Here is a 12,800-nt window from a genome sequence, read left to right on the forward strand (position 1 = left end):
CGGTAGCTGCCCCAACCACCAGGTGAATACGGTGAGACCTATGCAACTGCGCGACGGGTCAGCACATCAGGAACTTCAGCCGGTGACAGTAGGGATCGCGGTGGTCCAATTCGCCCCTGGAACCGACCCCGAAACCAATCTGTCGACCCTGCGAGAACACGTGCGGACGGCGGCCGCAGCGGGTGCTCGCGTGGTGCTCGCGCCCGAATACTCGATGTTCGCTGTGACTCGTCTCGATGAGCGGGTGGTGGCGATCGCACAACCGCTCGACGGTCCGTTCACCAGTGGACTCGCGGCGCTCGCCGCCGAATTCGGCGTATTCCTGGTTGCCGGTGTGGTGGAGTTGCCGTCACCGGGGGCGACCCGGATCAGTAATACCCTTGTCGCGCACGGGCCCGATGGCGCGCGCGTCGCGGTGTATCGCAAGGTGCATCTCTACGACGCGTTCGGTCATCTGGAATCGGATGTGGTGGAAGCGGGTCCGCTCGTCGCGCCTGCGACTTTCGCTGTCGACGGTGTGGTATTCGGCATGCAGACCTGTTTCGATCTGCGATTTCCGGAGGGGTGTCGGCGTGTCGCGGCGGCGGGCGCACACGTGTTGCTGCTGCCCGCGCAGTGGATTCCGGGACCGGCCAAAGTCGACCAGTGGACGACGCTGCTGCGGGCACGCGCCATCGAGAACACGGTGTACGTGGCCGCGGCCGATCAGTGCGCGCCACGCGGCGCGGGTTCGTCGATGATCATCGACCCGGCGGGCACGGTGCTGGCCGAGCTGGGCGATGAACCGGGCGTGGCCTCGGCAACGGTCGACACGGCGCATCTGGCCAGGGTGCGCACCGCCAATCCCAGCCTGTCGCTGCGACGGTTCACCATTTCCGAGGCGTCCGGAGCGGAGTAGCGTTCGAGGCGATGGTGTACCCGGATCGGGCAGCGGCGGGCCGCGCCCTCGGCACGGCCCTCGAACACCTGCGGACCACCCGTCCGCTGGTGCTCGGGTTGCCACGCGGGGGTGTGCCGGTGGCGGCGGCGGTGAGCGTGGCGATCGGCGGGGAACTCGATGTACTGCTGGTCCGCAAGCTGGGGCTGCCGTCGCAGCCGGAGCTGGCGATGGGGGCGCTCGGGGAGAGCGGACTGCTGGTCCTCAATCGTGACGTCGTCGATCACAGCCGGGTGAGCGCCGAGGCGTTCGACGAGGTGGAACTGGCCGAGCGGGCCGAACTACGCCGCCGGCAGGCGATCCTGCGGGTCGGCGACCCGATTCCCCTGGCGCGGCGCACGGTGGTGCTCGTCGATGACGGGATCGCGACCGGGGCCACGATGGTGGCCGCGTGCCGGGTGGCGCGAGCGCAGCGGCCGGACCTGCTGGTGGTGGCCGTGCCGGTGTCCGCACCCGAGGCCGCGCGGCGGGTCGAGCGCGAATGTGATGAGCTCGTCTGCCTGTGGACGCCCGCCGACCTGGGCGGAGTCGGCATGGCGTACAGCGACTTTCACCAGCTCGACGACGACGAGGTCGTCGCGCTCCTGCGCTGAGGCGCGTGTCGGCCTCAGCCGAAGCACTGACCTTCGCCGCGATAGGTGGGAACCGTCGTGCGGGTGCCCGCCTCGTCGACCAGATGGAGCTCGGCGAAGCGTTCGCACAGTTCGCCCGCCTTGGCATGGCGGAACCAGACGCGATCACCGATCTCGAGTTCGGCGCCACCGGCCAGGGGCGTCTGGACCTCGCCCGCGCCTTCGGAGCCGAGCAGCTTCAGCCCCGCGGGCCACACCGGGACCGGGACGCGGCTCGGACCCGCGGGGCCCGACGCGATGTAGCCGCCCGCGAAGACGGTCGCGATGGTCGGTGCGGGTTTGCGCAGGACCGGGGTGGCGAAGAACAGCGCGGGGCGGGGCGTGAACGAGCGGTAGTGGTCGAACAGGGTCGGCACGTAGAGGCCGGAACCGGCGGTCACCTCGGTGACATCGGGATCGGTGATCGAGACCTCGATCGAACCGGTGCCACCGCTGTTGACGATCTCCAGCGGGCCCGTCACCGCGCGGACAGCGTCGACCACCCGGGTACGCCGGCGCCCGATTTCGAGTGCGGACAGACGTTTCACCACGCGCACCGCGGGGTTGCTGTCGGGCAGTCCGGCGATCTGCGACTCGTAGGTCATCACACCGACCACATCGAACCCGCGTCGCAGCGCTTCGGCGGCCAGCTCGGCGGCGTCCTCGGGGCTGCGCACGGGCGATCGCCGGGCACCCAGGTGCAGCGGGCCGATCCGCAAGGCCGCGTCGACGTCGAGGCAGACGCGGGGGTGGACCAGGTCGGTGCCGAGCGCGGCCCGGGTGAGTTCGAGCTGGGCGACATCGTCGATCATCAGCGTGATCGCCTCGCGCAGGGCCGGGGCGGCGGCCAGTTCGGCCAGCGCTGCCCGGTCGAGAACCGGGTACCCGAGCAGCACGTCGCGGGCGCCGAGGCGGACCAGCCAGATGGCCTCACGCAACGAGTACGCCATGATCCCGGCGAAGCCGTCGCGGGCGGTCAGCCCGTCGCCGAGCACGCGCTCGAGCACCGCCCGGCAGCGCACGGACTTGCTCGCCACCCGCACCGCGATGCCGTTCGCGCGCCGGACCAGGTCGGCGGCGTTGCGGTCGAGCGCGGTCAGGTCGACGGCGGCCAGCGGCGGGTCGAGCTCCGCGGTCGCCGCGTGCAGGTGGTGCAGCGATGTCGTCGGTGTCACACGACTACTGAACCACCTATTTGGTCAGTCGTCCAGCATTGCGGGTCAGCTTTCGACCGCCTTGAGCGTCAGGCAGCCGACCAGGTCGTCGATCACCACGAGGATCGTCTCGTCGTTGCCGTCGGCCAGCCAGCGCAGCACCGCGCCGTGGAACACCGAGACGAGGTAGCCCGCCACCGAGTCGACCGGCTCCAGCCATTGCGTGCCGGACAGGCGCGCGCACATCCCGAGGAAGTCGGCGGCCTCGTCGTCCATCTCGCGGAACATCGCGACGGCGGTCGGGTCGCCGATGGTGTCACCGGTCGGCGCCCACCGCAGACGCAAAGTCTGCAACGCGGCTTCATAGGCGGCTATTCGCCGGGCAGGCGCGGCCTTCACCAACGGCCAGTAGGTGCTGAGCCCGGCATGTAAGAACACCCGCAGCGCCCGAACGCCGGTAGCGTCCGAACTGGCGGCGGCTTGTTCGACGGCATCACATACGGCGGGCCGTAGCGAAATTTCAGTTAGTTCACGGCTGGCGCTCAACGACGACTCCTCGGCAACAAATATCGCTGCCCGCGGCGATGCGAGCTTGGTGGTCACCGAGCTCGATCTTAGAAGGTTTTCAGGATTCACGAACTGGTTCAGCCATCCTTTTCAGACTGAAAGATTGTTTTGTTATCCGAATGCGACCTTTTGTAAAACCGACCATACGGCCTCAATTTGTCGCATTCCTGGATATCCGACACCCCCGCGCCGGAATCCGCGCACCTGGTCGATTGTACAAGTAGGCGCTGGTCAGCTCCCTGGGTGTGAGCGACGACGCTGCGGAGGTGTGTGCGACGGCACAGTGGCACCCACCGGAACGGACGCAACACATCCGGTGACCGATCCGCGAACTCGGCGCGGCGGCGGCGGAGTCGCCGATAACCTGGTCAGGTGACTCTCTCGCCTCCTGCCGACCAGTTCGCCCTCAGCGGCACCTTCAATTTCCGCGATGTGGGCGGCCTTCGCACCGCCGACGGCACCACCGTTCGCCCCGGCGTCCTGCTGCGGTCGGCCCAGCTGAGCGGTCTCGACGACAAGGGGCACGACACCCTGCGTGAATTGCGGGTCACCGATGTGCACGATCTGCGCGGCATCGTGGAGATCGACCACATCGGCCACGACACCCTGCCCGGCGACGTACGGCTGCACGTGACGCCGTTCGATTCGCGAATGGAAGAGGCGCCGCCGCACGAGGCGAAGACCGTCTCGGCCTTCGCGCACATGATCGAGGTCTACCGCGCCTTCCCGACGCTGCCCGAGGCGCACACCGCGATCGCCGAACTGGCCGGCTCGGTCGTGCGCGGCGACGGCGCGGTGCTGGTGCACTGCGCGGCGGGCAAGGACCGCACCGGCTGGGCCGTGGCCACCCTGCTGCGCGCGGTCGGCGTCACCGAGGAGGACGTGTACACCGACTTCCTGGCCAGCAACGCGGCGGTCGAACCGCTGCGCAGGCTGCTGGAGCCGAAGATCGGCAACGGCGACGCGCTCTCGGACGACCTGCTCGGCGTCCGCGAGGAATACCTGCGCACCGCCGACGCCAGCGTCCGCGAGACCCACGGCGACATCGAGACCTACCTCACCACGGTCGGCCTCACCGGCGACCTACGCGATGCCCTGCGGGCGCGCCTGCTCTGACAGCCCGGATCAGAGCCCGCTGACGCGACGGGTCGGGTCCACCCGAACCAGGCCGTCGGCATCGATACTGACGAAATCGCCGGTGTGGAACCAGCTTCCGCTGAAGCGGGCGGCCGACGCGTCGGGGTTGTTCCAGTAGCGGCGGCTGACATTCGGTCCGCGACACAGCAATTCGCCGTGGCCGGTGTCGGCCTGCGGCCCGGCCAGGGCCAATTCGGTTCCACCGAAGGCGAATCCGAGGGCAGATCCGGCGTCGGCGCGCTCGGTATCGTCGACCACCAGGCCGATTCCACTGGTCTCGGTGGCCCCCCAGACCGACCACTGCTTGGCCGCGGGGAACAGCCCGCGCAGCGTGGCAGTGAGGGTGGCGGGGGCCGCCGCGGCGGCGCGTTCGGAGCGGTGACAGGCCTTGCTGATCCGGCGTACACCGGCGCCGGTACGGCGGGCGACGAGTTCGGGTACCAGCCCGGCGAGGATCCGCGGCGTCCCCGAGACGGTGTCGATCCGCTCCCGCACCAGCACATCGGCGAGACTGCGCGCACCCGGCGCGAGCACGACCGTGCCACCCACCGCGAAGGTGGGCAGCAGCTGATCCACGCACCCACTGGCATGGGCCAGCGGCAGCAACACCAGGTTGCGCAACCCGTCGGCGGGCAGCCCGAGCGCGCCGACCACCGACGACACCGCCGACAGCAGGTTCTCGTTGGACAGCTCCACACCCGCGGGCATGGACCGACGAGTCCCGGTGTAGCAGAGCAGCGCCGGATCATCCAGGGCCGCACCGTCGTCGATGTAGGCGGTGCTGTCGGGCAGCGGTCCGTCGGGACCGAGGACGAAATCTGCTCTGCTGTCGGCGATCACGCGGTCGGCGATCGCGGCGGGCAGGGCGTCGGGCACCAGCACCGGCACCGCACCCGAGAGCAACGCACCGAGAAACGCCTGCACCCAGCGCGCACTGGTCGGCATGTGCACCGCGACCCGATCGCCGTAGCCGATGCCGTGGGCCTGCAGGCCGCCCGCGATCCGCGAGGCGCTGTGCCAGAGTTCGCGGTAGGTCAGCCGTGGCCCCCCGACCTCGACGACCGCTTCCCGATTCGTGAACGAGTGCACGCGCAGGTCCAGCAGTTCGGTGAGGGCCGGGCTGAGGTCGCCGTAGCGCAGCACGCCGTCGGAGCCCCGCCGCAGCTGCGTTGCCGCACTGGTGGCGGGGAACTCGAAGACGGCCGCGCCCGGTTCGTGCTCGCCATGACCCATCCGGACCTCCGTACGTCGATACAGCCGCACCTGTGACTATATGACGTGGATCACATCGCTGTCAGGCACTCGGCGCGCTCATTCGCCGCGATAGGTCGCCTTACCCGGTCCGATATCGAGGAAGCTGCGGACCGCGCCGCGCAGGTCCGCGGTGCCGAACAGCTCGCCCGAGACCTCCGGCGTCACCGAATCAGCGTGTGCCACACCGCCGGAACGCCACGCCTCGATGATCTGCTTGGTCGCCGCGTGCGCGCGTGTCGGGCCGTCGGCGAGACGGGTGACCAGCGCGCGAGCCTCGGTCTCCAGGTCCTCGTGGACCGCGTTGACCACGCCCCACTCGGCCATCGTCGCGGCGGGGTAGAGGTCGCCGGTCATCACGAACTCGCGGGCGCGGCCCGAACCCGCCCGCTCGGCGAGCCGCTGCGGCCCGCCCATCGACGGCGTGAGTCCCACCACGGTCTCCACCAGCCCGAACTTCGCCTTCGGCGCGGCCAGGACGATGTCGCAGGCCAGCGAGATCTCGAAGGCGGCGGTCAGGGTCAGCCCGTGCGCGGCGAACACCACCGGGCACGGCAGCGCTTCCAGGGGGTGGATGATCTGCTCGAACAGCTCACGCCACAGCTGCGCGCCCTCCTCGACGGTTCGGCCGTCGAAGATGTTCACGTCGACCCCGCCCGAGACGACCTTGCCTTCGGCCCTGATCAGCAACGCCCGCGGCGGCAGCCGGCGCACCGCGGCGATATCGGCGATCAGCGACGCGATGAGTGTGCGATCGAACAGGTTCAGCGGCGGGTGGTCGAGGGTGATCGTCGCGAACTCGGCACCGGCCTCGGTGAAATCGCGGATGAGTCGGGTTGGCTGGTTTTCACTCATCGGGTCAGCGTAGAACCCGGGCCCGCGGCCGACAGAGCTAGTCGGACCGGCCGACCGGAATCGGTCGCGCACGTCACGGAACCGCGGGCTGTCGGTGGTCGTTGGCAAGATGAGCTCTGGGGTACGCAAGTGCCCTACAGTTCGACTCGTTGGGGCGAAGAGGAGGACGACGCCGTGTTCAAGAACGCGATCGAAAAAGCCGTGGTCGATGTGCTCGACACCGGGTCAAAGCTGCAGGCGCCGGCCGTACGCCGCTATGTCGAGTTCCTGCGTGAGCGTCATCCCGGGGAGAGTCCGGCCCAGATCGTGACACGGCTCGAGAAGCAGTATCTGCTCGCCGTCACCGGCAGTGGCGCCGCGGTCGGCGCCACCGCGGCGGTGCCCGGGGTCGGCACGATCGCCGCACTCGGGGCCGTGAGCGCCGAGACCGTGTTCTTCATGGAGGCATCGGCGCTGTTCACCCTGGCCCAGGCCGCGGTGCACGGCATCGAGCCCGAGAACAAGGAAGCCCGGCGCGCGCTGGTGCTCGCGGTCGTGCTCGGCGACGCTGGAATAGCGATCGTGCAGAAGGGGCTGAGCACCCAGTCGAAGAACTGGGCGGGCGCGCTGGCAGGCAAAGTTCCCGGCCTCGGCGGGATCAACAGCAAACTGCTGCAACAGTTCATGAAGCGGTTCATCACCAAGCGCGTCGCGCTGATGGCGGGCAAAGTGCTGCCGGCGGGCATCGGCGCCGCCATCGGTGGTGCGGGCAACCGGGCGCTGGGCAAGGTCACCATCGAGAACGCGCACAAGGCCTTCGGTCCCGCGCCGACGATGTGGCCCACCCCGCTGCACAACGTGATCGATGCCGATCCGCTGCCCGCGATCGGCACCGGCAAGGTGAACAAGAAGTGAGCAGGAGCCGCGGCGGTGACGCTGTGCTGGTGCGTGGCGTCGGCAAACAGTTCGGTCCGGTGAGCGCGGTCCACGAGATCGACTTCGCCGTCCCGGCGGGGTCGGTCACCGCGCTCGTCGGTCCCGCGGGGGCGGGCAAGTCGACGGTGCTGCGGATGGTGCTGGGTCTCCAGCAGCCGACCACCGGCGGTATCGAGGGCCCCGGCTATGGTCCCGCCGCGGTCGGGGCGGTACTGAGCCCCCGTGGGCTGCATCCGGCACGCACCGTGCGCGAGCAGCTGCGGTGCTACGCGCCGGTCGCGGGCGCTTCCCGTCGTCGGGCCGCCGCGGTGCTCGACGAGACCGGGCTCACCGCCGTCGCCGAAACCGCTGTGGCGCAGCTGCATCCGGGTCAGCAGACGCGTCTGGCCCTGGCCATGGCGTTGCTGGCCGATCCCCCGCTGCTGGTGCTCGACGATCTGTTCGCGGGTGCGAACAGCATCGAACGCGGCTGGCTGCACGAGCTGCTGCGCCGCCACGTGAACCGCGGCGGCACCGTGCTGGTGAGTTCGGACGCACTGGCCGATGTGGTGGCGAGCGCCGATCAACTCGTGGTGCTCAGCGAAGGCACTGTCGTCTGGCAGGGCGCACCGGCCAAGCTGCGCCGCGGCCACCCCGACCGGCTCGTCGTCGCCGCGTCCCCGTCCATCGCACTGGCGACCGCACTGGCGGGCCGGGGCTTCACCGACGCGGTGATGCGCCCCGACGGCCGGCTGGCCGTGGCGGAGGCCGACGAGGCCACCATCCGTGCCGTCGCGGAGCTCGCGCAGGTCCGGATCGGCAGCATCGTGGCCGATCCCATCCACCCCGACCGGGTGCTCGCCTCGCTCACCAAACCCCGCCGTCACCGGCACACCGTGCCCACGCCGAATCCCGCCGCGTACGCCCCGGCGCCGACCTCGTATGGGATGCCCCGATGACCACCTCCGTGCTGCCCGCCGACCTCGTTCCCGGTATCGACACCGAGGCGCGCAAGGTCGTCGCGCTGCGGCAGACCCGATTGCTGCTGGCCGCGCCGATCGCGCTGGCGCTGGTCGCGACGTTGATCACCGCGATCATGTCCGGGCCCGCCGATCCGAAGGGTCAGCCCGCGACCGGCGCCGCCACGGTCGGGCTCTACCTCGGGATGATCGCGGTCTTCGTCGTCGCCGCACTGCTCGGCATCGCCTCCACCGGAGGTGAGTACCGGCACAAGACCATGGCGCTGAGCGTGCTGTTCGCGCCCGATCGCGACCGGCTGGTCACCGTGAAGTATCTCGCCACCGCCGCGTTCGCCTTCGCTGTCGCGCTGGCCGCCGAACTGGTGAGCTTTCTCGTCCTGCTCGTCGCGGCGCGCGGCAAGTTCGAACTGGGCTGGCAATTGATCGAGGTGCTCGCCGCCGGGCTGCTGGTCGCCATGTGCTGGGCGGTGCTGGGCGCCGGAATCGGGCTGCTGCTGCGCACCTTCAGCGGCGCGGTGTGGCTGGTGCTCGGCTGGGCGTTCGCGCTCGAACCGCTGATCTGGGTGGTGGCCAAGGGTTTCGGCGCGGGCTGGTTGGCCGCGCTGCTGCCCGTCTCGGCCACGGTGGCCGGAGTGAGCGCGGGCTCGTTCGACGAGGCCGAAGTCTTCGCACCGACACCGGCGGCCCTGGTGGTACTGCTGCTGTGGACCGCAGCGGTCGGCGCCGCGGGGTGGTGGGACCTGCGCAACCGAGACCTGTAGTGCCCGCGACCGCGGGTTCGCCGGGCTGGATCCGCAGGCTCTGGCGCCTGTGCCTGGAACATCCCCGGCTGCTGGCGGGCATCGTGGTCTCGGTGCTGGCGGGTGCGGCCGTGGCGATCGCCGCACCGCTGGCCACCAAACGCGCGGTCGACGCCGCGCAGGTGGGCGACACCGCGGTGATCGGTACTGCCGCCGCCCTGCTCGCCGGGCTGGCCGTGACCCGGTTCGTCGTCACGTTCGCGCGCAGGCTCTGGGCGGGCAAACTGTCGCTGGAAGTGCAACACAGCCTGCGGATTTCGCTGCTCGCCGCCCTCCAGCGGCTCGACGGCGCGGGTCAGGACGCGATCCGCACCGGACAGGTGGTGTCGCGGTCCATCACCGATCTGCAACTGGTGCAGGGACTGCTGGCGATGGTGCCGTGGTCGGGACTTGCCGTGTTGCAGTTCGTGCTGTCGGCGGTGGTGATGGTGTGGCTGAGTCCGCCGCTGGCGCTGGCCGCGCTGCTGGTCGCGCCCGCGATGGCGCTGATCGTGTTGCGGATGCGGCCCCGGCTCTACGCGGCGACCTGGTCGGCCCAGCAGCGCGCGGCCGACCTCGCCGAACACGTCGAGCAGACGGTGACCGGAGTCCGGGTGGTGAAGGGATTCGGGCAGGAATCCCGGATGGTCGACATCCTCGAAGACCACGGTCGGCTGCTGTTCGCCGAGCGGATGCGCGCCGCGCGGATCAACGCCAGGTTCGCGCCGGTGGTGTCGGCGCTGCCGCAGGCCGGGCTGGTCGCGGTGATCATCGTGGGCGGGGTGCTCGCCTCGCACGGCGCGATCGGCATCGGCACCTTCCTCGCGTTCACCGCCTACCTCGCCACCATGACCTCCTCGGCCCGCACGATCACCTCGGTGGTGATCATGGGTCAGCTCACCAAGGCCGCCGTCGACCGGGTCTTCGGGGTGATCGACGCGGCGCCGATACTCGTCGATCCAGAAGACCCCACCGAGCTGCCGCCGGGACCACTCGGGATCGAATTCGATGCTGTGAGCTTCGGTTTCGAACCGGATCAACCGGTGTTGCAGGAACTCGATCTCACCGTGCGCCCCGGCGAGACGGTGGCGGTGATCGGCCCGGCGGGCTCGGGCAAGTCCACGCTCTCGCTGCTGCTCCCCCGCTTCTACGCACCCGATACGGGCCGGATCAACCTCGTCGGCGCCGACGGCACCCGCGTCGACCTGGCCGAGCTGCGCGCCGACGAGCTGCGCGGCGCGGTCGGTGTCGTCTTCGACGATCCGTTCCTGTTCTCCGACACCATCGCCGCCAACATCGCGCTCGGCAGGCCCGACGCCACCGACGCGGAGATCGTGGCCGCCGCGAGGGCCGCCGCCGCGGACGAATTCATCGCCGCACTGCCGGAGGGCTACGACACCGTCATCGGCGAACGCGGGCTGACGCTCTCGGGCGGTCAACGCCAGCGCATCGCCCTGGCCAGGGTGCTGCTCACCCGTCCCCGCGTGCTGGTGCTCGACGATGCCACCTCCGCGGTGGACGCCGTCACCGAAGCCGAGATCTTCCGCCGGCTGCCCGATCCGGGCGGGCGGACCACGCTGATCCTGGCGCACCGCGAATCGACGCTGGCCCAGGCCGACCGTGTCATCCGGCTGCCCGCACCCACCGGTTCGGTGGTGCCGACGGCCACCGACCCGACCACCCCTCGCGACGACGCGGGCAAACCCCGATCCATGTCGTCGGCGTCGACCGACCTCAGCGAAACGCCGGAACTGCGCGCTGCGGTCGACGCACTGCCACCGGCCACCGAAGACCCCGCCCTGCCCGGCGACCTGCGCGCACCCCAACCCGATTTCGGCCTGCGCGCGCTGCTGCGCCCGGTTCGCGGCCTGGTGTGTGTGGTCGTGTTGCTGCTCGTCGTCGACGCGCTGGTCGGGATCGCCTTCCCGCCGCTGGTCCGCTATGCCATCGACACCGGTGTCACCGCGGGCGACGACACCGCGCTGCTCGTCTCGGCGGTGATCGGGATCGGTCTGGTGCTGACCGGCCTGGTGGTCGGCGCCGTGGTCACCGTTCTCACCGCGCGCACGGGCGAGCGCGTGCTGTTCGGTCTGCGGGTGCGCAGTTACGCCCAGTTGCAGCGGCTCGGCCTCGACTTCTACGAGCGCGAACTGTCCGGCCGCATCATGACCAGGATGACCACCGACGTCGACGCGCTGTCGACGTTCCTGCAGACCGGGGTCGCCACCGGGCTGGTCGCGCTGATCACCCTGATCGGCGTCGCCCTCGGGCTGTTCTTCATCGATGCCGGGCTGGCCGTGGTGGTCCTGATCGCCGTCGCGCCGATGCTGCTGGCCACCCTCGCCTTCCGGCGGGTGTCCTCGGTCGCCTACACCGTCTCGCGTGAACGGGTCTCGGTGGTCAACGCCGGATTCCAGGAGAACATCGCGGGCCTGCGCGCCGTGCAGGCCGCCCGCTACGAGCCTGCCGCCGCGCGGCGTTTCGCCGAATACTCCCACCGCTATCGCGATGCCAGGATCCGCGCCCAGCGCGCGATCGCGGCCTATTTCTCCTTCGGCCTGGCCTGGGCCGACGTGGCCTTGGCCGTGGTGGTCTATCTGGGCGCCAACGCTGTCGCCGACGGGCGCACGTCCACCGGAACGCTCGTCGCGTTCGTGCTCTACCTCGGTCTGCTGTTCAGTCCCATCCAGGATCTGTCCCAGGTCTTCGACGGCTACCAGCAGGCCAGGGTCGGACTTCGGCGCATCGGCGACCTGCTGCGCACCACGTCGTCGATCGCCGCCGACCCACCCGATGCGATATCCGTCGATCGCCTGCGCGGTGAGATCACCTTCGACGACGTTCACTTCCGCTACCCCGGTGCGAGCGCCCCCGCCCTCGACGGCGTCACCTTCACCGTCGCGCCCGGCGCGACGCTGGCACTGGTGGGCCCGACCGGCGCGGGCAAGTCGACGATCGTGAAGCTGCTGGCCCGTCTCTACGACCTCCCGCCCGACCCGGCGGCGGGCGCGATCCGGGTCGACGGTGTGGATCTTCGTAAATATGTCCTCACCGAGTACCGGACGCGGCTGGGAATTGTGCCCCAGGAAGTTCACTTGTTCACCGGCGACGTGGCGAGCAACATTGCATTCGGGCAAACATTTGCCACATCGGTGGACATCGCGATCGCGGCCGACACCGTCGGGGCTTCGGAAATGATCAATGGTTTACCTCGGAAAATGCGTCATCCGGTCGGTGAACGCGGCCGCGGGCTGTCCGCCGGACAGCGCCAGCTGATCGCCTTGGCCAGGGCCGAACTGGTCGATCCCGACCTGCTGCTCCTCGACGAGGCCACCTCCACCCTCGACCCGGAAACCGAGGCATCGATGCTGGTAGCGAGCCGATCGCTGACACGAGGCCGGACCACCGTGGTGGTCGCGCATCGACTCGCGACCGCGGCGCGCGCCGATCTGATTGCGGTGGTCGAACACGGCCGTATCGTGGAATTCGGCGCACCGTCAGACCTACTCGCCAGTAACGGCCGGTACTCCCGACTCTGGGCGGCGGGGCTGGAGGCAGAGGGCATAGTGTCGACCCAAGACCGGTAGCGACGCCTGTCAACCGCTGGGCATATGCTCGGTGAGGGCGCATCGGCA

At 69.9% G+C, this 12,800-nt stretch carries 11 protein-coding genes; 7 read left to right on the plus strand and 4 right to left on the minus strand.

The features are described 5' to 3' along the window. Positions 1-40: 40 nt before the first annotated feature. Both ACWF99_RS16860 and ACWF99_RS16865 read left to right on the plus strand, forming a co-directional pair. Positions 41-898, plus strand: coding sequence for a carbon-nitrogen hydrolase family protein (locus ACWF99_RS16860; protein WP_452536661.1), 858 nt, complete (start codon positions 41-43; stop codon positions 896-898). Positions 899-909: 11 nt separating this feature from the next. Further along, a complete protein-coding gene (locus ACWF99_RS16865) occupies positions 910-1,530 on the plus strand; it encodes a phosphoribosyltransferase (RefSeq protein WP_378638379.1) in 621 nt (206 codons plus the stop codon). Positions 1,531-1,544: 14 nt separating this feature from the next. On the opposite strand, the gene ACWF99_RS16870 is transcribed toward ACWF99_RS16865, so the two are convergent. Together ACWF99_RS16870 and ACWF99_RS16875 are read right to left on the minus strand one after the other, a co-directional pair. Next, entirely contained in the window at positions 1,545-2,723 is a 1,179-nt protein-coding gene (locus ACWF99_RS16870) for an amino acid deaminase/aldolase (RefSeq protein ID WP_378638376.1), read from the minus strand. 45 nt (positions 2,724-2,768) lie between these two features. Beyond that, positions 2,769-3,305: a TetR family transcriptional regulator gene (locus ACWF99_RS16875; RefSeq protein ID WP_378652196.1), complete on the minus strand. Its 537-nt coding sequence runs from the start codon at positions 3,303-3,305 to the stop codon at positions 2,769-2,771. Positions 3,306-3,641: 336 nt separating this feature from the next. Here ACWF99_RS16875 and ACWF99_RS16880 point away from each other — a divergent pair, with 336 nt between their 5' ends. Beyond that, positions 3,642-4,385, plus strand: coding sequence for a tyrosine-protein phosphatase (locus tag ACWF99_RS16880; protein WP_378993445.1), 744 nt, complete (start codon positions 3,642-3,644; stop codon positions 4,383-4,385). A 9-nt stretch (positions 4,386-4,394) separates the two neighbouring features. Here the strand turns inward: ACWF99_RS16880 and ACWF99_RS16885 are convergent, their stop codons facing one another. Together ACWF99_RS16885 and ACWF99_RS16890 are read right to left on the minus strand one after the other, a co-directional pair. Beyond that, positions 4,395-5,639 (minus strand): class I adenylate-forming enzyme family protein, encoded by a 1,245-nt coding sequence (locus ACWF99_RS16885; RefSeq protein WP_378638367.1) that lies wholly within the window; start codon positions 5,637-5,639, stop codon positions 4,395-4,397. Between the two features lie 78 nt (positions 5,640-5,717). After that, positions 5,718-6,512 (minus strand): enoyl-CoA hydratase/isomerase family protein, encoded by a 795-nt coding sequence (locus ACWF99_RS16890; RefSeq protein WP_452536664.1) that lies wholly within the window; start codon positions 6,510-6,512, stop codon positions 5,718-5,720. Between the two features lie 174 nt (positions 6,513-6,686). On the opposite strand from ACWF99_RS16890, the gene ACWF99_RS16895 reads away from it, so the two are divergent. From ACWF99_RS16895 to ACWF99_RS16910, 4 genes are read left to right on the plus strand one after another with little or no spacing between them, the layout of a single operon-like run. After that, positions 6,687-7,406 carry a hypothetical protein gene (locus ACWF99_RS16895; protein WP_378638451.1) on the plus strand — a complete coding sequence of 240 codons (720 nt, stop codon included), beginning with the start codon at positions 6,687-6,689 and terminating at the stop codon, positions 7,404-7,406. Then, entirely contained in the window at positions 7,403-8,365 is a 963-nt protein-coding gene (locus ACWF99_RS16900; protein ID WP_452536666.1) for an ATP-binding cassette domain-containing protein, read from the plus strand. The genes ACWF99_RS16895 and ACWF99_RS16900 overlap by 4 nt, the downstream gene beginning before the upstream one ends. Beyond that, complete coding sequence (locus ACWF99_RS16905; protein ID WP_378652209.1) at positions 8,362-9,147, plus strand: ABC transporter permease subunit; 786 nt, start codon at positions 8,362-8,364, stop codon at positions 9,145-9,147. Before ACWF99_RS16900 ends, ACWF99_RS16905 begins: the two co-directional genes overlap by 4 nt. Next, complete coding sequence (locus ACWF99_RS16910; RefSeq protein WP_452536669.1) at positions 9,147-12,752, plus strand: ABC transporter ATP-binding protein; 3,606 nt, start codon at positions 9,147-9,149, stop codon at positions 12,750-12,752. The genes ACWF99_RS16905 and ACWF99_RS16910 overlap by 1 nt, the downstream gene beginning before the upstream one ends. Positions 12,753-12,800: the final 48 nt, after the last annotated feature.

Source organism: Nocardia sp. NPDC055002, from assembly GCF_053608825.1.